Here is a 21280-nt window from a genome sequence, read left to right on the forward strand (position 1 = left end):
CAAGATTGTTAAATGGTTAAGGGCTCATTATTAAATATTTAATAAAAATGGATTTAGGTTGCCTATTGCGTATAATTAATTAACCTATACACAGAGCGGGCGGCTCGGAAGAAACCGAGCGGTTTGCTATTAAAATATCTTTAAATAGATAAATATTTGTTTCTTTTGTTCAGTGCAGTGAACGATTTTTTATATTTTTGTTTTTTATAATAAACAAAATAGGCATTTTTCAAACAAAATAAACATTATCACATGGAAGAACTAGTTCAACAATTTAAACGACGCATAAGGTTTGTGGATATGAATTTTGTGCGAAATATAATGTATGAAATTAATTGGTCCGCTCGCTTAATTGGAATTAAAGGAGCAAGGGGAATTGGTAAGACGACCTTATTGCTTCAATACATTAAGCTAAATTTGTTCGACAGGTTGGACGAAGTGCTTTATGTCAGTTTGGATGCAGTGTGGTTCAATAATAAGTCTTTGCTGGATTTAGTATATGAATTCGATCAAAAAGGAGGAAAGTATCTGTTTCTGGATGAAGTACATAAATATGAAGGCTGGGCCCAAATATTAAAAAATATTTATGACGACTACCCTGAGATGAAGATCATCTTTACTGGCTCCTCCCTTTTAGAAATTCTGAATGCCCGTGCTGATTTAAGTCGTAGGGCAGTAGTTTACAAAATGCAGGGATTTTCCTTTCGTGAATTTCTTTCATTGGAAACAAAAACTACTTTCCCAATATTTAGCCTGGATCAAATTTTAGAAGAGCATAGCAAAGTGGACTATAAAATCAATGCCATAGTTAAACCTTTTCAGCATTTTGAGAAATATTTGAAATATGGTTATTATCCTTATTACCGAGAACAGCTTGATTTATATGAGATGCGAGTAATGGAGGTCATTAATATGATTCTGGAAATTGAATTGCCGCTCTTACGAAATGTAGATATCGCTTATGTTACTAAGATTAAGCAATTGCTTGTTATCATTGCTGAATCTGTCCCTTTTGTGCCTAACATCAGTAAGCTCAGTGAAAAGATTGGTATTAGCCGGACAACTCTGTTGTCTTATCTCTACTATTTGGATGAAATTAGTTTAACGCATAATCTCTATAAGGTGGGTGAAGGTATAAGTCAGTTACAAAAACCATCTAAAATTTTTCTAGACAATACCAACCTTTCCTTCTTATTTGCACATGAAAATGTTAACCCTGGAAATCTAAGGGAAACATTTTTTGTTAACCAACTTGCATTTCAACATCAGGTGAACTATGCGGAGCAAGGAGATTTTATTGTTGATGAAAAGTACACCTTTGAGGTAGGAGGGAGAGACAAGTCCAATAAACAAATTAAAGGAATAAACAATGCCTACATTGCAGCAGATGACATTGAGTTTGGTCATCAAAATAAGGTCCCACTATGGTTGTTTGGCTTTTTATATTAATAGCATACTATTTGATGCAAATGGTAGCAAGAAAAAATCAGAAGCGGCCTGGAAGTGTGGCTAGACCGCTCTGTATTTCTATATAGAGATTTACTCTTCCCAACGAATTTTATCTGCAATGGGTGTACGGATAGGTTCACGCGCCTCAGATTGGTGGTGTCCTAAGTAGAATAGACCGATACATTTTTGATTTTCTTCGAGATTTAAGAAACCACCCAAGTGATTGATTAAACCTGGAGTCGCCCAGTATCCCCCGATATTTAGCGAGTGTGCAGCCAACCACATGTTTTCAACTGCAGCAGCTGTACAAGCCAATTCTTCCCATTCAGGAACTTCGCCCGTATAATTGACAACAATCGCAATGGCAACGTTTGACTGTGTTGCTTTTTTGCCCATTGTTATTTCTGTTGCTTCAGTATATTTCTCTGTAGGTGTTACCGATTTGTAGATACGTGATAATTCGGTGCCTAAACGTTCTAATCCTTCTTTGCGGAAGATCACAAAACGCCAAGGTTGTGTTCTTTTGTGTGTTGGAGCAGCATTGGCCGCTTCCAAGATACTCAAGATATCCTCTTTACTGACTTCTTCTTCAGTAAAGGAAGCTTGAAATACGGATCTTCTGTAGTGTATTGCTTTTAATACGTCGTTTTTCATTATAATTTATTTTTCCTTTATGCTTTTTCTTCCCATAAAGATACAACATGCAAAATTGTTTTGACGGCTTTTTCCATATCTTGTACAGCTACCCACTCTTGTTTTCCGTGGAAAGCATGCCCTCCAGCAAAAATATTTGGACAAGGTAAGCCCATAAATGAAAGGCGGGAGCCATCTGTTCCACCGCGGATACTTCTTCTTTCGGCCACCATTCCTGCACGGTTGATGGCTTCCATACCGATTTCCATAATTTCAGGATGCTGATCCAGCACTTCTTTCATGTTACGGTATTGTTCTTTTACGACAAAAGTATAGGTGCAGTTTGGATATTGTTCGACAATCGATTTTGCGATGCCTTCCAGCTCATCTTCATGTTTCTTTAGATTGGCTGTAACGTGATCGCGTACGATAAATTGAATTTCAGCTTTTTCCACAGATCCACTGATATGAACAGGGTGTACAAAGCCGTCTTTTTTATTGGTACTTTCAGGTGAAAGTCGATCTTTTGGTAGTGCATCAATTACCGCACTGGCGATTTTGATGGCACTTTGCATTTTACCCTTAGCAAAGCCCGGATGTACGGACACACCATGAATAGTTAATGTAGCTCCATCCGCTGAAAATGTTTCATCCTCAATGGTTCCAGCTCTTTCGCCATCCATTGTATAAGCAAAATCTGCTGCTAAACGTTTCAAATCTGCTTTATCAACACCTCTGCCAATCTCCTCATCTGGTGTGAAAAGAATTTTGATATCACCATGTTTGATTTCAGGATGTTTCATTAATAAACGGGCAGCATCCATGATTTCGGCCACACCTGCTTTGTCATCTGCACCCAACAAAGTGGTGCCACTCGCTGTAATGATATCATGGCCAATTTGATTGGCTAGATCGGGATGTTCGGCGTATTTGATAATAATACTCTTGTCGTCAGGAAGCACAAGATCCTGGCCCTGATAATTAGGATGAACCAGTGGTTTAACATCTTTTCCAGAAGAGTCCGGAGATGTATCCATATGAGAACAGAAGCAGATAACAGGAACTTGCTTGGCAGTATTGGATGGAATAGTTGCATAGATATAGCCATTTTCATCCATTGCCGCGTCCGAAATACCCAATTCCAGCAACTCCGCTACAAGTAACTTTCCAAGGTTCTTTTGCTTTTCCGTAGAAGGACATGTTGGTGAATTTGCATCAGATTGTGTGTCAATCTGTACATAGCGTTGAAATCTTTCGGATACCGAAAAATCACTTATGTTGTTGATCTCAAATGTGCTCATTTTCTAATAGCCTTAATGTGATAAGGGTGGTCAAACTTAGATAAATTGCTTTTTATTTGCAATTTAATTTGGTTGCATTTACAAACAATTTGTCCCTACTCTACAGGTTTGATTCTATTTGTTAACAAACTGACAATAACTGAAACTCATAGGAGGGGGCACGCCCCCAATTCCCGCTGAAAGGAATTTATTGTTATCTATAATTTATTGCTACATACAATGTGCTGTAGCGCTTTTGAACAGTAAAGTTTTACCCATAGCTATGTGAACAGAAATCTTGGATGATCCCACATTAAAAAAAAACCTATCAAATCGTTGACAGGTCCTCTTTTTATTGTATCGTTCTCTATTTCTTTTCGTCTGCGTAACCAAATACTTTCTGTAAAATATTGGTATTTCTGCTGCCGCCTATGTTCTGTCTAATTTTTGACTCCTGGTCGGCAACTTTGATGAAAAGACCATCAATTGCTTTCTGCGTAACGTAGGCTGTAAGATTTGTCTCCACTTTATTGCCTAAAGGGAGGTTGTTGTAAGCTGAGGTCAATTGTGTCCAATACTGGTCCACATTGTTTGTACCCATGGCAGATTTGATAACAGGACTAAATTTGTTCGTTAATTCTGTCGATGTATTTGTTTTAAAAAACGTTGTCGCGGCGTCTTCTTTGCTGCCTAGAAGAATATTGGTCGCATCTGTAATTGTCATCTTTGAAAGTGCATTGACAAATACGGGGGCAGCCTCTTTGACGGCTCCCTCAGCAGCTCTGTTCATGCTCTGTATAAACTGATCGCATAATTTTCCCATACCAACAGCACGAAGTGTTTTTTCTACTTTCTGTGCTTCGGCAGGCATCAAAATCTTTACTGCCGCATCACCCAAAAAACCATCCTTCTTGGCTAAAGATTCGATACTCAGATTTAAACCATTGCTTAAAGCCTGTTTGATCCCCAATGAAGCATCTTTGTTGGATAAAGACGTCAAGGTGTTGGATTTTGATGCTGTTGCTTTAGTATTTGATGCTGTCGTCGTTTTAGTACTGTCGGTTTGGCCCTGACTTGCTTTTGTCAATGTTTCACTGATTTTCTTAAAAATCTGTGCTTCGCTTGCATTGGAGTAAAGTAGTCCTGAGACAAATAGTGTACAATATAATAGTGGAAATTTCATCATGTTATTGTTTTGCTGTCAAAATTAAACATATCGACTGTTAATTTATGTGAAAGTTTAAAGCAATTGCTAGGAACCATAGCTATTGTCAAGAATCGTAGCAGATGCGCTACACCGTGCTGAATCGCTATCCCTGATGCGGTATAAATAAAAAGCTGTTCCAAAAAATAAAACAGCAGATTCTAAGCGAACCTGCTGTTTGTGTTATAGGGTTGTTGTAATTAACCTGATATTATTTCCAGGAGAGCGTCGTTGCTACTGGAAAGTGATCTGAGGGGAATTTATTCATATACGTGTCCGTCAGGATACCATATTTTTTAACCTGGAAAGGTTTGGTAATAAAAATATGATCAATGCGGCCTGTTGGTCTGATGCTTTTGCCCCAGCCATTGAAGGAAGAATTGGGTTCATATTTGAATGTTGCCAGTTCATGTACGTCAGTGACTACTTTGCTATTGGCTAATGTGAAATAAGCCTCATCTTTTTCATCCACATTGAAGTCGCCGGTTAAAATCAAAGGTAGGTCTTTGGCAAACTCTTTTGCTTTTTCTAGAATCAACTTGGCACTCTCGGTGCGTGCAGTACGGCCGATATGGTCAAAGTGCGTGTTCATGAAGATGAAGCGTTTTTTGTTGGCCTTGTCTTCAAAAATACCCCAGGTACAGATCCGCGGTAGTGCTGCATCCCAGCCTTTATTGGGGTGTTCGGTATCTGTCGCCGAAAGCCAGAAAGTTCCGCTCTTTATTGCTTTAAAGCGATTTGTATTGTAATAAATAGCCGAGTGCTCGCCCTCTTGTGCACCATCGTCGCGACCAACACCCACATAATCAAATCCAGGAAGGAGCTTTTTAAGATCTTGAACCTGATCAAAAAAACCTTCTTGGATACCAAAGATATCAAAGCCATGGTATTTAATCAGATTGGTTAGCGGAACTTTGCGGTCGTTCCACATGTTGTCAACATCGACGGTATTTCTTTGACGGATATTATAGCTTGCTGCAATAAATTCCTGTGCATAAGACAGAAAGGATAGGCAGAGCGCTAAAGCGAGAATAATACTTTTTTTCATTTAGAATCTAGTTTTTAAAAAGGTACTGAAACGGTCATGCTCATTAAGTCGGCCTGATAAGTGGTCGACTGATTAGGAACCATGACTATTTCAACGGTATTGTTATTTCTTTAATACACGGAGCAACAATTCAGGTTCGTCAGTTGTAATAAAATCAATTTTCTGATTAATTAGATTTGTCATTTCCTCTTCTGTGTTTACTGTCCACGCGTTCACTTTCATGCCAAGTTGATGTGCATCTTTCAGCCATGTCGCGTTCTTTTTGAAAACCGAAAAGTGATAATCCAAACCATTTATTCCTGCGGCCTTCACCTCAGCAGGAGTTTTATCGCCTGTGAGGTATTGAATATTGGCCTTAGGCGCCAGTTCGTGAATCTTCTGACAAGCCTCAAAGCTAAAGGAAATATAATCAGTGACTTTCTCTGCTTTCAAGTTTTTAACCATTTCCACCGTTTTTGTGGTCGCTTCAAGTGTACGCTCTACCCCTAGTTTATTGATTTTCAATTCAAGGATAAGACGTAAACCTTTCAATTTTTTACCAGCGTTAAGATATTCTTCCAAGGTGGGAATAGATTCACCGTTAGGATGCTTCTTTTCTAAGAGCTCCTTGTACGTTGCTGTGGCAATATCGATACCATAGAAATCATTATCGTGGTTGACCACAAGAATATTGTCTTTGGTCAAATGCACATCAAATTCGGATCCGAAGAGCTTAAGGTCGTGGGCTGCTGTTAAAGAAGCAATGGAATTTTGCGGAAGGTGGCTGTTTTTCCATACGCCACGATGTGCAATGGCCTTAGTTTGTGCAAATAATGCCGACGATGAGATCACCATGGCTAGTGTCAGACAGCTAAAAATATGTTTTTTCATGTGATAATTATGTATGAGTGTTTGTTTTCAACGGCATAATTTGCACGTTTCACTCGTTGATTTATTCCTATTCTATTTCTCTTTTTGGGCATTATATTACCGATTAAGATGTTTATGGTAAAAAATCGACCCCTAATGATAGGATCGTTTCTTACAAAGCTGTTTAAAAGCTGATTTTACATGGACAAAAAAAGTGGTACTTTTTATCTCGATGTACAAGATCTAAAGTACCACTTTTATATTTAGGAATTGTTAAGTGTAATTTATTTTTTACCGTTCCATTCGGCCATGAACTCATCTAGGAAGCTGAGCATATAATCATGGCGATGCGCTGCGATTCTTTTCGCGGCTTCTGTATTCATCTTATTCTTTAACAATAGTAGCTTTTCGTAGAAGTGATTGATTGTAGGAGCTTCCGAATGCTTGTACGCTTCCTTATCCTTATATTCCTGAACGGGAACATTGGGATTATACATCTCACGGCCTTTGTTTCCGCCAAAGCTAAACGCGCGGGCAATACCTATTGCGCCAATAGCATCTAGACGGTCAGCATCTTGCACGATCTCCATCTCTTTTGAATGGAATGAAACTTCACCTAAACTTGCTTTGAAAGACATGTTGAAGATGATTTTCTTGACATGGTCAATGATCTCAGGCGAAATTTCTAGACTTGCCAAAAACTCTCCGGCAACACGAGGGCCGATTGTTTCGTCGCCATCATGGAATTTACTGTCAGCGATGTCATGTAATAGCGCCGCCAGTTCGCACACCATAACATCTGCTTCTTCATCTTCTAAAATTAACTTCGTATTGTTCCATACGCGTTGAATATGCGACCAATCGTGGCCTGCTTCTGCAAATTTCAACCGGTCTTGCACAAATGCTACTGTGCGCTCAATAATGTTATTCATACAATACTTTTGTTTTTTCGCGAGTACCCTCGTATAATTCGTATTCTAATAATCTACAATCTAATTTACCATTATAAAATTCTATACGTCGGGATGCGCGCAACCCGATTTTCTTTGCCAGATCTGGATTTCCAGTAAATATATAGCCTCTATAACCTTTGCATTCCTGTTTCATGAAATCTCCCATACGCTTATAGGTAATTTCTAGCTTGCTGTGTGTGCCCAAACGTTCACCATATTCAGGATTGAATAAAATGACACCTCCTTCTTTAGGAACGTGTGTTTCGGCAAAATCGCATACTTCAAATGAAATTAATTGCTCTACACCAGCAGTTCTTGCGTTCATCTTGGAGACGTTGATAGCCTCTTCCGAGATATCACTTGCGATAATTTGCGGAGCCGCTTTTTTATTGATCTGATCTTTGAGTAGTCGGCGCTCCTGGAAGAAAACTGTTTCATCATAACCGATGAAATGCATAAATGAATAGTTCATGCGTAATAATCCAGGTTTTCTGTTTGTAGCAATCAGAGCTGCCTCAATAGCTAAGGTTCCGGATCCACACATCGGGTTCACAAAAGGAGAATTACCATCCCATTTGGATGCAATAATAGTTGAGGCTGCCAGGGCTTCTAACATTGGCGCTTTTCCAGGGATTTTCCGGTAGCCATGTTTCGCTAGTGTTTCACCTGAGGTATCGAGAAAAATTTCAGCACGGTCATCTTTCCAGTACAAGTGCACAACCGCTTTATTATTGTCCGGACCTGAATTAGGGCGCATACCCTTTTTTTCCTTGATACGGTCTACGATTGCATCTTTAACCTTGACGTTTGCAAATAATGGTGTGCTGATTGTCTCATTGTCCACATTGGAACTGACAGAGAAGTATCCGTCAAATTGAATGAGTTCTTCCCATGCGATTTGACGCAATTCGTCATAGAGCTCCGTCGGATTATTGGCCGTAAACTCTTTTAACGAATACAAAATCTGAGATGCTGTGCGCAGGTTCAGATTGAGCTTGATCGTATCGTTTATACTGACCTTTAATTCTACTCCTGTAGGAAATGCCCTGACAATGTCAAAACCTAACTCTTTAACTTCCTGTTGCAAATAAGGTGATAAGCGCTTATTGCACGTTATAATAACTTTATTGGGGGTGTTGAAAACTTCCATCATATTTTGTACAAAGTTAATTAAACTCTTCCTCAAAAATTGCTTAATTTTACGCTTTAATATTTATTTTTTTGATTATGGAAATTAGAGGAAAAGTACACGAGATAGGAGCGACACAACAAGTGACAGAATCATTCAAAAAACGCGATATGATTGTAGCTTATGCCGAAAACCCACAATTTGTTGAGTATATCCGTTTTGAATCAACACAAGACAGAACGTCAATTTTTGATAACCTAGCAATTGGTGAAGAGGTAGAAGTATCTTTTAATCTTCGTGGTCGTCCTTGGACTAATAAAGATGGCGTAACAACTTATTTCAATTCATTGGTCGCATGGCGTGTAACAAAATTAGGTAATGCTGCTCCAGCACCATCTTCTCCAGGTTACGCGGATATGCCTGCTCCTGTAGATTTGGCTGGTTCATCAGATGATGATGATCTACCATTCTAATCTGAATAGGATTTTATGCACTATCGCCCTTGCGGTAGCCAATAGATTATTTGAACTGTAAACAATTCAGTTATTTACAATAGAAAGGCTTCTTCAAGAAGCCTTTTTTCTTTCATAGCATCAGCATGGGCACCTGATTTTTCTTGGCGCTGAAATTGCTTGCTATACGGTGTCGTACATCAAAAAACAATAAATATGAAATCATCCGTATTATTTCTTTGCTTAGCAGCAGTTTCGCTAAGTGCATGCAATCAAACTTCAAAAGAGAGTCCGCATGCTACAGCAGATTCTTCAGTACATGAGACCGCGGCAGTAGATACTGCTCATACATCGCAAAACTCACTGGATTGGGCTGGTACCTATGAAGCTACTATTCCCTGTGCAGATTGTGAAGGTATCAAAACCAATATCACCTTAAAGAATGATAATACCTTTGCCATCGTCAGTGAATATATTAATAAAAATACCAAGGTTGAAGATACTGGCAAAGTCATGTGGCATGACAACGGATCCGTTGTTCATCTCACGGGGAAAGAGACAAATATGAAATTGAAGGTCGGCGAAAATAAGCTGATTGGACTAGATCAGGAAGGCCATGCGATCGATGGCCCCAATGCACATCTCTATGTGTACAATAAGGTCGAAGGAGAGAAACTGTAAAACGAAGCTCCGATGAAAGAATTAGCCGCTGACGTATTTACCGTAGGGAACTTTTCGGAGAAGATACGTCAGTAAGGCACTCGCCAACAGGGTGATCACTGTTGCTGCCGGGATTTTCCACAAAGTGGATAATGGAAGCAAAGGATGAATATAATTCAGCAATAAAATATGGCATAAGTAAATGCCAAAGCTGTGAATGTCGATAAATTCCCAGAAGGGGTTGAGCTGTTCTGAGAGTTTAAGGCCTTGCACGAAGATGAATAAAAAGCCTGCACTCAATGCGATATTTGGCGAAAGATAGTTGTAAAGTGTCGGGTCAAACTCTCCGCGAGAAACACTCAGATGCGATGTCACCGAAGCCGTAATTAAACAACAGATCAGAAAAAACGTAAAACTTGATAATTTGACCATTTGGATTGGATAATTACGTAAATAATGCCCCAAGACAAGGTAACCCGCATACCCCGAGAAAAAGGTCAGGTCAAAATTAGGTAGGTAACTATTGAACCATTTATTCGTAAAAAATAACGCTGCAAACCACAATCCCAAAAAGATCTCAAGTTCCCTTTTACTGCAGTTGCCAACAATTTTGCGTATGAAAGGAACTGCAAGGTAGAGCCCAAGTATCATGTATAGATACCAAAGGTGTGCATTCGTTCCTGATTTTAAGCGAATTAACACAATGTTAATAACTTGTGGAAAACCAATGTAGTCAAAATCAATGTACCGAATAAAATAATAGAGAAGATAGACGATCGTCCAAAAAAGAAAGGGCGGGACAATTTTTAACAGACGTTTCCGATAAAATTGTCCCGTGCTTTCGTCTTTCTGAAGCAGCAGAGCGCCTGAAATAATGACAAACAGGGGTACTGCAAAGCGCGAGAAGCTATTGATCCAATTGGCATAACTCCAGTCGAATGACTCAAATTCATTGCTGTTTAGGTAGCCCGAAGAGGAATGAATCAAGATAACGAGGAATATCGCAACAATACGTAGTACACTGATATAACTGGTTCGCGCCATTTGATTATGCTATTTTTATTGACTTTTACTGTCGTAGGCTTTCAAATACAGCAGCGTTAGGAGTGCGCCAATGCTCGCCATGCCAACGCCAACAAGCGAAGGTGTGTTATAGGCTAAACCCCAGGTTATTGGAATTCCACCTAAAAATGCACCTAAGGTATTGCCCAGGTTAAAGGCAGCCTGGCCACCTGCCGCAGCCAATGTTGCAGCTTCTTTTGAAGCGCGAATTAACATCAGTTGTGTCGGCGAACCAATGGTGAAGGATACCAGTCCAGTAATAAATGCCAAAGGATAAGCAGTCCAGCCCAATGGCGATATAAAGTAAACCATCACAAGGCATAGCGCCATGGCAGAAAAACTAGCGATCGCAGCTTTGGTTGGGGAGATTGTATCGGCCAATTTTCCGCCGATAAGATTCCCGAAAAACATACCAACACCGATCAGGACCATAATCAACGGTACGCGATCAGCAGCGATGCCCGACACATTGGTCACTAAAGGTGCGATGTAACTGATCCATGCAAAAAGTCCACCGGTACCGATGGCGATAATAGCCATTAATAGCCAGGCAATTTTTTTGTTGAAGAAGTTGAGCTGGCTAAAGATGTTATTCCCTTTGGAAGCTTCAATTTTTGGCATCCAAGCATAAATTGCTGCAAAAGTGATTAACCCCAATATACTGATGATACCATACGTCAAACGCCATGAATAATGATGGCCGAGGTAGGTTCCTAGCGGTACTCCAGCCAAATTGGCAATGGTCATTCCTGTAAACATGATAGATATAGCCTGGGCTTCTTTTCCCTTTGGTGCCAACCGAGCAGCAACAACAGATCCAACACCAAAAAATGCACCATGCGGAAACCCCGCCATAAAACGGGAGAGGCTGATCAAAAATTGACCTGGAGCAATACTAAATAGGCCGTTGAAAATAAAGAAGAGCAACATTAAAAAAAGTAATACCTTCTTTGGCGGATATTTTCCCGTAAATAGGACTAATGTTGGGGCACCTACAACAACACCCAGTGCGTATAGTGCAATCAGGTGCGCGGCAGTAGGGATCTCGATATGAAGATCTTTGGCAATATCAGGCAGGATACCCATCATCGTGAATTCGGTCATTCCGATGGCAAGTCCGCCAAATGCCAAAGCGATAATTCCTTTGTTCATTGTATTTTAAGGTTGAGGTTGTACGATAATGGTACGAAGATAATAAATAGATTGTACTAAAAATTATTGATACCTTTTTTGAGGGACACAAGTAACATTTTTAGTCTTTCTTAAGATGATCTGACGTTGATCTAATCTGCTTTCCAGTACCACCGAATCCGCAGCATGATAAACAACTTTAAAGCGGGGGATATACTGGCCGGAAAGATAGCAGCCTGAAATTTTCTGCTTGCCATTCTCTTTAGTATAAATACCATCGACAATGATGGAGTCTCCACGCAAAACATAAATACCCTTTGCATGTTCTGTCCAGGATCCATTTTTGTAACAGCTATCCGGAATTGTTTGTACCTTATTGTTGACGTGCATGGTCGCGTAAACAGAATCACAGGTAAACTTGAAATCGGTCAAGGTATATTGCATCATCTGCTGTTGTCCTGGAATACTGTCTTGGACCCATTCTCCCTGTAAAAAGGGTGCGCCTTCGTTCTGCATATCCGAATTGAATTTGCAGGCAGTAAAAAAGAAAAACATACCTATGGCAAGTGCCAATAGGTATGTTTTTGTTCGTATGTTTTTTATTGAAATAAAAGTCACAGCTTATTTTAAACTTCCAACCATATCTTCTGGTTTTACCCAGGCATCGAAATCTTCAGGAGTCACATAACCTAAGCGTACGGCTTCTTCTTTAAGCGTAGTACCATTTTTATGTGCTGTTTGTGCGATTTCTGCTGATTTGTAGTAACCAATTTTTGTGTTCAGTGCCGTTACTAACATCAATGAGTTGTCTACCAATTCTTTGATGCGTTTGTAGTTCGGTTCAATACCAGCTGCACAGTGCTCTTCAAATGAAACACAAGCATCACCCAATAGGCGAGCAGACTGTAAGAAGTTTGCGGCCATCAATGGTTTGAACACGTTTAGTTCATAGTGACCTTGCGTTCCACCAATTGTAATAGCCACATCATTACCCATCACTTGCGCCGCAACCATTGTCAATGCTTCACATTGCGTTGGATTAACTTTACCTGGCATAATCGATGATCCTGGTTCGTTCTCAGGGATCAAGATTTCACCGATACCTGAACGTGGGCCAGAAGCCAACATACGGATATCATTTGCAATTTTATTTAATGAAACAGCCAATTGCTTCAATGCACCGTGTGTTTCAACGATTGCGTCGTGAGCAGCCAATGCCTCAAATTTATTTTCAGCGGTTACGAAAGGTAGGCCGGTAAATTCAGCGATATATTTAGCAACGACAACGTCATAGCCGTTTGGTGTATTTAATCCTGTACCTACAGCAGTACCACCCAATGCAAGTTCTGACAAATGCGAAAGTGTATTTCTTAAAGCTTTCAGACCATGGTTCAATTGAGCAACATAACCTGAAATCTCTTGACCTAAAGTCAATGGGGTAGCATCCATTAAGTGTGTACGGCCAATTTTAACCACGCTTTTAAACTCCTCAGCTTTTTTCGCCAATGTGTCACGCAATTTTTCTACACCTGGAATGGTAACTTCAGCAACAGCTTTGTAAGCCGCAATATGCATTCCTGTAGGGAAAGTATCGTTAGATGATTGTGATTTGTTTACATCATCATTTGCTTTTAATACAGGTTCACCTTCACCAATTTTATGTCCAGCCAATACTTGTGCACGGTTTGCGACAACCTCGTTCACATTCATATTGGATTGTGTACCCGAGCCCGTTTGCCAAATAACCAATGGAAATTGATCATCCAATTTACCTGCCAAGATCTCATCACATACTGTAGCGATCGCATCACGTTTCTCTACAGGTAATACCCCCAACTCGTGGTTAGCATAAGCAGCTGCTTTTTTCAAATAAGCAAAGCCTGCGACGATTTCGTGTGGCATTGAAGCTGCCGGTCCGATTTTAAAGTTGTTGCGTGAACGCTCTGTTTGTGCACCCCAGTATTTGTCTGCAGGTACTTGAACTTCACCCATTGTGTCTTTTTCAATTCTGAATGACATAGTATGTAAGTATAAGTAAAACGTAAAAATTAAAAGCATATGTGCAAAGCACATTATACATCACTCACAAAGTTACAGGATAATACAGTAAAGAACAAGGATTAAAGCATAAAGACACAATAAGCAGGTTTTAAAAACCAAGACGTTTTGTCAAGGAATCATTCACATGATGGAAAACCTGTTTCGGTTTTAACGTCCGCCAGGGAATTACGTTCAATGTACCACCGAAATTAATGTAATAATCTATATTTTGCTGTTGGAATTCTTCAATAACATGCTCTCGGAAACCAATACCCGCAATCCATCCGTCCTCGATATCCTGAAACCATTCCTCGTAGTAAGAGTCGTCTGAAGCATGAAAATTCAGTACATTCTCTCCGATTAGAATAAAATACTTGATCCCTTGACTGATCAATACATCGATAATCTCTCGCTTGAGCAACATGATGTCATTGTAGATTGCATCATTCCATTCACCAATCAGTTCGATAATACAGTATTGTTTTTCATAGTCTACAAATAGTATTTTCAGATATAAGGTAAGCGAACCGAATTCATCCCATTGTGGGTGCAGAAGGAAATTATAGATCTGTTTGTCAAAATCGAATTCGCTGTAGACTGTACCATAAAATGGGGATTGTTCATCTTCAGCGGCAATGTAATAGTCCCGCCAATTGTAATAAGGTTCGATTTCGTGCATAAAGTGGAATCTTTTTCAATTCAAACTAAGATAAATTTATGCGCATTTGCAAGTTAAATTATAGACATTATTGTCATCTATGGAAACTAAATGTTTGCCTCTCCAATCGGTGGTTTGCTGATTTTTTAATAAGGATTTTTCGCCAAGTGCAGCTTTGCTCTTTAATGAAAACAAGGTCGTGAATTTTTTGTTTTTAATGTAAAAATATGGGTTCAAAAACTCGTTTAACCGAATAAACTTGCTATTTTTGATAAAGTAATTAATTGTTGAATAGTTTGTCTCATCTTCGGTAATTCATGAAGATTTCCCATGCAGAAAAGTATTAAACGAAATATTTTTGTAGCCGCTACATATGCTGCAGTATTGCTTCTCGGCTTGCTGTTGGGACAAAATTATGCCGAGGAGCAGGGAAGTAACCAGAAAACCACCTTTTCAAGTTTGCGCTCCAATGGCAATTCCGATAAATTACAATATCTCATTCAGTTAATTTCCGAGAATTACGTCGACAATGTCAGTATAGACACCGTGCAGGATGAAGCCATTGAGCATGTTGTTTCCCGCCTGGATCCTTTTTCCACCTTTTTGAAACCCAATCAAGTGCTAGCAAAGCAAGAAACTCTTGAGGGAACATTTGATGGTATCGGAGTAGAGTACTTTCGCCTGAAAGATACGCTACTTGTTGTTGGGATGGTTGCAGCTGGTCCCGCTGAAAAAGCAGGTATGCGTATTGGCGACCGCATTTTAAAGATCGGAAATAAGGATCTTGTCGGAAGAAAGGTTGCGGAATCCGAAATTGAAAAACTGATCCGCGGAAAGAAGGGGACAGCTGTATTGATCTCCATTCAACGCAATGGAGTAGTATTGGGCAATCCAATAAAAGTCATTCGTGATCAGGTAAATGTTTCGAGTTTAGATGCATCGTATATGATCGCTCCGAAAACAGCTTATGTGAAAATTCGAAGATTTGGACATAAGACAGCGGATGAATTCCGGCAGTCACTCATTGACTTACGAAAAAGCGGAGCTCAAGATCTTATTTTGGACCTACGTAATAATGGTGGCGGATTTGTACATACGGCAATTGATCTGGCTGGTCAATTTTTCAAAGAAAAGAGACTGTTGATGTATACCGAGGGTGCGAATGAACTACGCCAGGATTTCTATTCTGAGAAGGCGGGTGATTTTGGTGATGGCCGGGTCATTGTGCTGATCAATGAAAGCACAGCATCAGCAAGCGAAATCTTGAGCGGTGCTCTTCAGGATTTGGATCGGGCAACGATTGTCGGCCGCAGGTCCTATGGCAAAGGTTTGGTGCAAGAGCAATTTGATTTTTCAGACGGTTCTGCAATCAATCTGACTGTCGCTCGCTATTATACCCCTCTTGGAAGATGCATTCAGCGAAAATACACACGCGCTAATTTTGATGCAGCAAAATACATGACAGGCTTCGATCTATGGACAATGGATACCGAATTCAGTCAAAAGGAAATGTTTACAACCAGTAAAGGAAAGCTTGTCTTCGGTGGTGGCGGTATTCTTCCGGACGTGACTATCCCGATTGACACCAATGAAACCAGTGCCAAGTACCGCGAGATATTTCATTCCAATGCGATCGAAGAGTTTGTTTATGATCGTTTCACGAAACATCTGCCGGCATATTCTATCGAAAATTTTATTAGTGGCTATCACTTGCCAGCAACAGAATTTGATCTATTCATTTCATATCTTAATAGCCAAAAGCGGATCGCGGTCACAGCCAAAGAAGCAAAAAACTTACATGATTTAATTCAATCCGATATCGAGGCCTTGGTCGGTCGGTATTATTTTGGTCGTGAAGCGTATTACAAAATCAAAAACCGAAGGGATAAATTTATTGAAATAGGTCTTAAAACGTTGGGGTATCAAATGCCTAAGGTTTAAGTCTAAGATCAGACCATACAGGATAATGATCCGACAATTTCTGTTTGACAATCTGATAATTCATTACCTGAAATTTCGGACTGGCAAAAATATAATCGATCTGGAATATCGGAAGCAGGGCATGATGGGTTACTCCCCAGCCATTACCTTTCTCCTTAAATGCATTATACAGCCTGTCTCCAATTAGATTGACCGAGTAGCTCATTGGCGTATCATTGAAATCACCTACCGCAATATAAGGATATTGACATTCATTCATGTGTTTCTTTAACGAATGCGCCTGTTCGCTACGAAGCTCGAAGGCATTCTTAAGTTTACGGCTCAATTTACGTGTCCTCGAATTATCCGATTCATTATTATTCGACAGATTTTGGATAAATTCCTTGTCTTCATTTTGAAGCGCAAAAGAACGTAAATGTATATTGTAAATGCGGATCAGTGTATCCTGTTTTTTGATATCTACATAACTAATCCGGTTGATTCCGTAATCGTTGTCTCTGATGGTACCTGAATCATAGATTGGGAAGCGGGATAGGACAGCCATTCCATAAGCCTCGTAATCGTTTTTAGAACTAGGCTCAAAGAAAAAATAATCATAGCCCAGTTTATCTTTGAATTCCTCTGAGAACACATGTTTTCCTTTAATCTTGCTAATATATTCCTGAAAGCAGATCACATCGGGAGATATGCTGTCAATAATTCGGACAACGTCGGCTTTAAAGTTTTTTTTCTCATCGTTTACTTTTTTGAACAAATGAGCATTGAAGGTCATGATGCGAAGGGTACGTGTCTCGGAGGATACAGGGGCATTCTCTTTGCGAATGTTCCAATGTTTAGTCAAAAAAGGCCATCCAATGAGGATTGTAACGAGTGAATAAAGTGCAATTTTCCGTTTGCGGAGTAGCCAGTAAAAGATAAATCCAATATTAATGAGGAGGATCGGAAGGTAGCCCAGGCCCATAAATGCAATGGGCCAAAAAGATTTTGGATTAATGAAGGTCGCCGAATAGCTCATAAGTAATGCAACGATCGCAAGCATATTTGCCAGGAACATTGTTTTACTTATAAAGCCCAGTTTTCTTCTTAAAAATGTCCTTTTATCCATCAACCTTGTCACCACTATTGCTTGCCCTAAAGAGCGTTTCTTTTTCATGGTTCGTTAGACTGTCGTAGCCAGAAACAGAAATTTTATCTAAGATAGCATCGATTTCGTCCTGATTGGGTAAGTCATAACGATGTTTCCGATTTGTCGGAATATTGTTACCTACAACGACTTTCATTTTTGCAGGCTTCTGTTGTTTTTTCTGAAAAATCGTAGACCAGTCCATTCCCGATTTTAGCGCATAAGTGAATCCCATTCCAAAAAGTATAACTGCAAAATACGAGATGGCAGCAGGTCGATTGGTCATCGTAAGGGCAAGAAATTCTAGCCCAAAATAAACAATGGCCACTAATTTTAGCTTAACAGTACCAATAAGCAGGAAGCGTAATTCGTACTTGGGAACCAAAGTAACAATTGCTGCCAATATCGCTGCCAGGGGGAGAGAGCCGCCCATGAGCTGCACGCTATCAGAAACGGGAATAAGTGACCCAAAGCCCACATAAAGAAGACTGCCGAGCAACCACGAAGCAATATAGACAAATAGAAATTGCCGTTTGTTTAAGAAGGTAAAGAAGATCTGACCGACCCAATAGAGCCAGAGACTATCAAAAAGTATGGTCCAGAGCTTGACGTAAACGAAATTCGATGTAACCAATGACCAGGGTTGTGCAATAAAGCTTGAGAAATTACTCGGTAAACTTAATAGACGCACCGTAGGTTCCAAAAAGCTTTGTGGTACAATTTTTAATTCGAAGAGCAGGTCTAAAAAATAAATGAGGACAAATAAACAGACCTGAATACTGATCACCAAAGGTACAGGCGAGCCAGTTTTATAGGTTTGTCTCCAAAAATCTTTTAAACCGATGTTATTCATTGCGCACGATATTAATAAATTCCTTTTCTAATCTTCCACAGTTTAAGCAGTAGATAGCCAAATAGTGCACCACCGACATGAGCCAGGTGAGCCACAGAATCCCCTGGTCTAGACAAACTCATATAAATTTCGATGAGGATAAATCCACCGATCATATACTTCGCTTTGACTGGTACAGGAATAAACAAAAATTGAAGCGGTATGTTTGGAAAAAGATAGGCAAATGCCAATAGAACACCATAAATAGCTCCTGAGGCTCCTAGCATCGGAATGAGGTAAGTTAGGGCTTCATTATTTCCGGTATTGGCCATCGCAATAAGTTCGTTTCCGCTTAAGCCGTGAAGTGGAGCGAAAGAACCTGTCGCATTATAGAGTTGTATACCATTTACAGCTGTATAAAGAAACCAGGCACCGATTCCCGAAACCAGGTAGAAATTTAAAAAACGTTTTGAACCAAGGACCTGCTCAATCATAGGACCGAACATGACCAGGGAAAACATATTGAAGAAGATATGACTAATATCTTTCTTGTCATGCATAAACATATGCGTGATCACCTGCCAGATTTTAAAATAAGGGGAGTCCGGATAATAGACCGCAAGATAATCATATGCTACAGGTACAAGTTGTGATCCAATATAAAATATAATATTGATGATCAATAAATTCTTGATAACAGGTGTCAGTTGTGGAAACATATATTTTATCTTCTAATTTTTGCCAAATTTTTCCGCTAATTCTTGCAATGTAAATGTTACAATCACAGGGTTGCCATAGATGGAGATATTGGGTGAGTGACAGGCAAATAGTCTGTCCACAAGCTCTGCCATTGCTGTATTGTCCAACGCGGTACCAGGTTTAATGGCCGCATTACGGGCAAGGCTTTTTGCAAGACTTTCGCGCTTAGCGAGCTTATACTCAGATTGATTGTTTTTGTAATCCTCCAATATTTTCTCAATCATCTTTATTTCGTCGAATCCTGTCCCTAAGTCTGCAGGAATTCCGTCAATAATATAGGAATTTTTTCCAAATTCACGAATTTGAAAGCCTAAGCCATTGATGTCCTCCAAAAGGTCTTTCATTAATTCATTATCTGCAGCATTTAGGTCCAAAGTCTGTGGAAACAAACTTTGTTGACTCAGACCTTTATGTTGGTCCAGTTGCGCAAGAAATTGCTCAAAGAGAATACGCTCATGTGCAGCCTGTTGATCGATTAGAATAAATCCAGAGTGAATCTGAGAAACAATATATTTATTATGGAGCTGAAAAAAGAGCTTTGAGGATGACTTATCTTCGACCTGAATGGCCTGTGAGCTATCCGTATGCAATTCCGGCTCCGCATGCAATGGCAGCTGAACAGATTCCTCCTCTTCGACGATTTGGTACAGGGAATCCCAATTGCTGGGTATGCCACCTGTTTTCTTACTGAGTCCTTCAGCGTAGCTTTCTGAGCGTGTGTAGCTCGAGCCAGATTTTGATTTGTCTGTATCAAATGGATTGAAGTCTGGATTAAAAGTTACCGTTGGAACGATAATTTCATCCAATGCCTTTTTTGTAATAAGATTGGTGAAGCTTGTTTCCTGTTCAAAATCCAAAGATGGCATGATATTGTACCGTCCCAACGATCTTTTTACGGCTGAACGGATAATGGCGTAAATAGCCTTATCGTCTTCATACTTAATTTCGGTCTTGGTAGGGTGTACGTTGATATCGATGCGTGCAGGATCTATGTCGATAAATAATACATAGAAAGGGAATGTTTCGGCCTGTAAAATATCTTCATAAGCATTCATGACTGCATGGTGCAGGTATGGATCACGTACAAAGCGTTTGTTGACAAAGAAAAACTGTTCACCACGTGTTTTTTTTGCAAATTCAGGTTTCCCAACAAAACCTTCTACCTTGATGATGGATGTATCTTCTTCCACCGGGACAAGTCGCTGATTGTAATTGTTGCCAAAAATATGGACAATACGTTGTTTCAGCGTCTCAGCCGGCAAATGGTAGATCTCATTTCCGTCGCTATGTAGGGTTAGGAAAATCTGTGGATTTGATAAGGCAATACGTTGAAATTCATCAATGATATGACGCATTTCTACCGAGTTGCTCTTTAGGAAGTTCCGCCGTGCAGGAATATTGTAAAAAAGATTTTTAACTAAAATATTTGTTCCGGCAGCAACAGCTTCCGGGTATTGGTTGACAACTTTTGATCCCTCGATCTCAACAACTGTACCCAGTTCATCTTCAATGCGGCGTGTTTTGAGCTCTACCTGTGCAATCGCAGCAATGGATGCCATTGCTTCGCCACGGAAACCCATCGTACGGATAGCGAATAAGTCTTCAGCCTTACGAATTTTCGATGTTGCGTGACGTTCAAAACAAAGACGAGCATCAGTTACGCTCATGCCACAGCCATTGTCAATGACCTGGATCAATGACTTGCCTGCATCTTTAACAATAAGTTTTATTTTGTCAGCTCCAGCATCAATAGCATTCTCAATCAATTCTTTAATGGCAGACGCTGGTCGCTGCACCACTTCTCCCGCCGCAATCTGATTAGCAACATTATCTGGAAGTAATTGAATAATATCCGACATATAATACAAAGTTAAGAAATATCCATATTTACAGCGTATAAACACTGATGAAAATCAACTGGACATTCCGTATGTTCTTTAAAAGCAAAAACCTTTAATGTGTTCATTTATACAAATGAAAATGGATGGCATTGATAAATAGTTGTGTCCTATTCCTCGGCCGTCAACGTCAGTGTTCGATATCTATTGCCCCTGTAAGACAAAGCCCAAGGAGTTGG

General features: G+C 39.8%; 20 protein-coding genes. 4 read left to right on the top strand and 16 right to left on the bottom strand.

The window, feature by feature from the left end; genetic code table 11:
• Nucleotides 1–252: 252 nt before the first annotated feature.
• Nucleotides 253–1449 (top strand): ATP-binding protein, encoded by a 1197-nt coding sequence (locus tag B4N43_RS09975; protein WP_145327488.1) that lies wholly within the window; start codon nucleotides 253–255, stop codon nucleotides 1447–1449.
• Nucleotides 1450–1539: 90 nt separating this feature from the next.
• On the opposite strand, the gene B4N43_RS09980 is transcribed toward B4N43_RS09975, so the two are convergent.
• From B4N43_RS09980 to B4N43_RS10010, 7 genes are all read right to left on the bottom strand, one after another.
• Nucleotides 1540–2103 carry a nitroreductase family protein gene (locus B4N43_RS09980; RefSeq protein WP_227550060.1) on the bottom strand — a complete coding sequence of 188 codons (564 nt, stop codon included), beginning with the start codon at nucleotides 2101–2103 and terminating at the stop codon, nucleotides 1540–1542.
• Between the two features lie 17 nt (nucleotides 2104–2120).
• Complete coding sequence (gene pepT, locus B4N43_RS09985; protein WP_286734450.1) at nucleotides 2121–3383, bottom strand: peptidase T; 1263 nt, start codon at nucleotides 3381–3383, stop codon at nucleotides 2121–2123.
• Nucleotides 3384–3729: 346 nt separating this feature from the next.
• Complete coding sequence (locus tag B4N43_RS09990) at nucleotides 3730–4548, bottom strand: DUF4197 domain-containing protein (protein WP_240199704.1); 819 nt, start codon at nucleotides 4546–4548, stop codon at nucleotides 3730–3732.
• 229 nt (nucleotides 4549–4777) lie between these two features.
• Nucleotides 4778–5614, bottom strand: coding sequence for an endonuclease/exonuclease/phosphatase family protein (locus tag B4N43_RS09995; protein WP_075994419.1), 837 nt, complete (start codon nucleotides 5612–5614; stop codon nucleotides 4778–4780).
• A gap of 102 nt (nucleotides 5615–5716) precedes the next feature.
• Nucleotides 5717–6484 carry a glycerophosphodiester phosphodiesterase gene (locus B4N43_RS10000; RefSeq protein ID WP_088163159.1) on the bottom strand — a complete coding sequence of 256 codons (768 nt, stop codon included), beginning with the start codon at nucleotides 6482–6484 and terminating at the stop codon, nucleotides 5717–5719.
• 263 nt (nucleotides 6485–6747) lie between these two features.
• Nucleotides 6748–7395, bottom strand: a complete 648-nt coding sequence (locus B4N43_RS10005) for an HD domain-containing protein (RefSeq protein ID WP_088163158.1) — start codon at nucleotides 7393–7395, stop codon at nucleotides 6748–6750.
• On the bottom strand, nucleotides 7388–8566 hold the full coding sequence (locus tag B4N43_RS10010) for a THUMP domain-containing class I SAM-dependent RNA methyltransferase (RefSeq protein ID WP_286734646.1): 1179 nt from the start codon (nucleotides 8564–8566) through the stop codon (nucleotides 7388–7390). The genes B4N43_RS10005 and B4N43_RS10010 overlap by 8 nt, the downstream gene beginning before the upstream one ends.
• A 77-nt stretch (nucleotides 8567–8643) precedes the next feature.
• Here B4N43_RS10010 and B4N43_RS10015 point away from each other — a divergent pair, with 77 nt between their 5' ends.
• Nucleotides 8644–9018, top strand: a complete 375-nt coding sequence (locus B4N43_RS10015) for a DUF3127 domain-containing protein (protein WP_075994416.1) — start codon at nucleotides 8644–8646, stop codon at nucleotides 9016–9018.
• Between the two features lie 195 nt (nucleotides 9019–9213).
• A complete protein-coding gene (locus tag B4N43_RS10020; protein WP_286734455.1) occupies nucleotides 9214–9678 on the top strand; it encodes a copper resistance protein NlpE in 465 nt (154 codons plus the stop codon).
• Between the two features lie 21 nt (nucleotides 9679–9699).
• Here the strand turns inward: B4N43_RS10020 and B4N43_RS10025 are convergent, their stop codons facing one another.
• The 5 genes from B4N43_RS10025 to B4N43_RS10045 form a co-directional block, all read right to left on the bottom strand.
• Nucleotides 9700–10701: an acyltransferase gene (locus B4N43_RS10025; RefSeq protein ID WP_286734458.1), complete on the bottom strand. Its 1002-nt coding sequence runs from the start codon at nucleotides 10699–10701 to the stop codon at nucleotides 9700–9702.
• A gap of 15 nt (nucleotides 10702–10716) precedes the next feature.
• Nucleotides 10717–11871, bottom strand: coding sequence for an MFS transporter (locus tag B4N43_RS10030; protein ID WP_088163156.1), 1155 nt, complete (start codon nucleotides 11869–11871; stop codon nucleotides 10717–10719).
• Nucleotides 11872–11934: 63 nt separating this feature from the next.
• A complete protein-coding gene (locus B4N43_RS10035) occupies nucleotides 11935–12423 on the bottom strand; it encodes a fumarate hydratase (RefSeq protein WP_232475629.1) in 489 nt (162 codons plus the stop codon).
• Between the two features lie 48 nt (nucleotides 12424–12471).
• Nucleotides 12472–13869: a class II fumarate hydratase gene (gene fumC / locus B4N43_RS10040; RefSeq protein WP_088163154.1), complete on the bottom strand. Its 1398-nt coding sequence runs from the start codon at nucleotides 13867–13869 to the stop codon at nucleotides 12472–12474.
• A gap of 130 nt (nucleotides 13870–13999) precedes the next feature.
• The gene (locus B4N43_RS10045) at nucleotides 14000–14569 is read right to left on the bottom strand and encodes a hypothetical protein (RefSeq protein WP_075994411.1); all 570 of its coding nucleotides are present in this window, start codon (nucleotides 14567–14569) and stop codon (nucleotides 14000–14002) included.
• Between the two features lie 309 nt (nucleotides 14570–14878).
• Here B4N43_RS10045 and B4N43_RS10050 point away from each other — a divergent pair, with 309 nt between their 5' ends.
• Entirely contained in the window at nucleotides 14879–16489 is a 1611-nt protein-coding gene (locus B4N43_RS10050; RefSeq protein ID WP_286734464.1) for a S41 family peptidase, read from the top strand.
• Here the strand turns inward: B4N43_RS10050 and B4N43_RS10055 are convergent.
• From B4N43_RS10055 to mutL, 4 genes are read right to left on the bottom strand one after another with little or no spacing between them, the layout of a single operon-like run.
• The gene (locus B4N43_RS10055; RefSeq protein ID WP_244294384.1) at nucleotides 16479–17642 is read right to left on the bottom strand and encodes an endonuclease/exonuclease/phosphatase family protein; all 1164 of its coding nucleotides are present in this window, start codon (nucleotides 17640–17642) and stop codon (nucleotides 16479–16481) included. The two genes, B4N43_RS10050 and B4N43_RS10055, sit on opposite strands and share 11 nt — an antisense overlap.
• Nucleotides 17587–18465, bottom strand: a complete 879-nt coding sequence (locus B4N43_RS10060) for a rhomboid family intramembrane serine protease (RefSeq protein WP_286734465.1) — start codon at nucleotides 18463–18465, stop codon at nucleotides 17587–17589. Before B4N43_RS10060 ends, B4N43_RS10055 begins: the two co-directional genes overlap by 56 nt.
• Before the next feature lie 11 nt (nucleotides 18466–18476).
• Nucleotides 18477–19163, bottom strand: coding sequence for a rhomboid family intramembrane serine protease (locus B4N43_RS10065; protein ID WP_286734468.1), 687 nt, complete (start codon nucleotides 19161–19163; stop codon nucleotides 18477–18479).
• Nucleotides 19164–19175: 12 nt separating this feature from the next.
• The gene (gene mutL / locus B4N43_RS10070) at nucleotides 19176–21062 is read right to left on the bottom strand and encodes a DNA mismatch repair endonuclease MutL (protein WP_286734469.1); all 1887 of its coding nucleotides are present in this window, start codon (nucleotides 21060–21062) and stop codon (nucleotides 19176–19178) included.
• Between the last annotated feature and the right edge of the window lie 218 nt (nucleotides 21063–21280).

It is taken from the genome of Sphingobacterium sp. UBA1897, from assembly GCF_002337775.1.
Taxonomy (GTDB): Bacteria; Bacteroidota; Bacteroidia; order Sphingobacteriales; family Sphingobacteriaceae; genus Sphingobacterium; species Sphingobacterium siyangense.

Bases quoted from the DNA above. Each gene is read 5' to 3' on its own strand.
- B4N43_RS09975 (WP_145327488.1), top strand. From the start codon at position 253: ATGGAAGAACTAGTTCAACAATTTAAACGACGCATAAGGTTTGTGGAT.
- B4N43_RS09980 (WP_227550060.1), bottom strand. From the start codon at position 2,103: ATGAAAAACGACGTATTAAAAGCAATACACTACAGAAGATCCGTATTT.
- pepT (WP_286734450.1), bottom strand. From the start codon at position 3,383: ATGAGCACATTTGAGATCAACAACATAAGTGATTTTTCGGTATCCGAA.
- B4N43_RS09990 (WP_240199704.1), bottom strand. From the start codon at position 4,548: ATGATGAAATTTCCACTATTATATTGTACACTATTTGTCTCAGGACTA.
- B4N43_RS09995 (WP_075994419.1), bottom strand. From the start codon at position 5,614: ATGAAAAAAAGTATTATTCTCGCTTTAGCGCTCTGCCTATCCTTTCTG.
- B4N43_RS10000 (WP_088163159.1), bottom strand. From the start codon at position 6,484: ATGAAAAAACATATTTTTAGCTGTCTGACACTAGCCATGGTGATCTCA.
- B4N43_RS10005 (WP_088163158.1), bottom strand. From the start codon at position 7,395: ATGAATAACATTATTGAGCGCACAGTAGCATTTGTGCAAGACCGGTTG.
- B4N43_RS10010 (WP_286734646.1), bottom strand. From the start codon at position 8,566: ATGGAAGTTTTCAACACCCCCAATAAAGTTATTATAACGTGCAATAAG.
- B4N43_RS10015 (WP_075994416.1), top strand. From the start codon at position 8,644: ATGGAAATTAGAGGAAAAGTACACGAGATAGGAGCGACACAACAAGTG.
- B4N43_RS10020 (WP_286734455.1), top strand. From the start codon at position 9,214: ATGAAATCATCCGTATTATTTCTTTGCTTAGCAGCAGTTTCGCTAAGT.
- B4N43_RS10025 (WP_286734458.1), bottom strand. From the start codon at position 10,701: ATGGCGCGAACCAGTTATATCAGTGTACTACGTATTGTTGCGATATTC.
- B4N43_RS10030 (WP_088163156.1), bottom strand. From the start codon at position 11,871: ATGAACAAAGGAATTATCGCTTTGGCATTTGGCGGACTTGCCATCGGA.
- fumC (WP_088163154.1), bottom strand. From the start codon at position 13,869: ATGTCATTCAGAATTGAAAAAGACACAATGGGTGAAGTTCAAGTACCT.
- B4N43_RS10045 (WP_075994411.1), bottom strand. From the start codon at position 14,569: ATGCACGAAATCGAACCTTATTACAATTGGCGGGACTATTACATTGCC.
- B4N43_RS10050 (WP_286734464.1), top strand. From the start codon at position 14,879: ATGCAGAAAAGTATTAAACGAAATATTTTTGTAGCCGCTACATATGCT.
- B4N43_RS10055 (WP_244294384.1), bottom strand. From the start codon at position 17,642: ATGAAAAAGAAACGCTCTTTAGGGCAAGCAATAGTGGTGACAAGGTTG.
- B4N43_RS10060 (WP_286734465.1), bottom strand. From the start codon at position 18,465: ATGAATAACATCGGTTTAAAAGATTTTTGGAGACAAACCTATAAAACT.
- B4N43_RS10065 (WP_286734468.1), bottom strand. From the start codon at position 19,163: ATGTTTCCACAACTGACACCTGTTATCAAGAATTTATTGATCATCAAT.
- mutL (WP_286734469.1), bottom strand. From the start codon at position 21,062: ATGTCGGATATTATTCAATTACTTCCAGATAATGTTGCTAATCAGATT.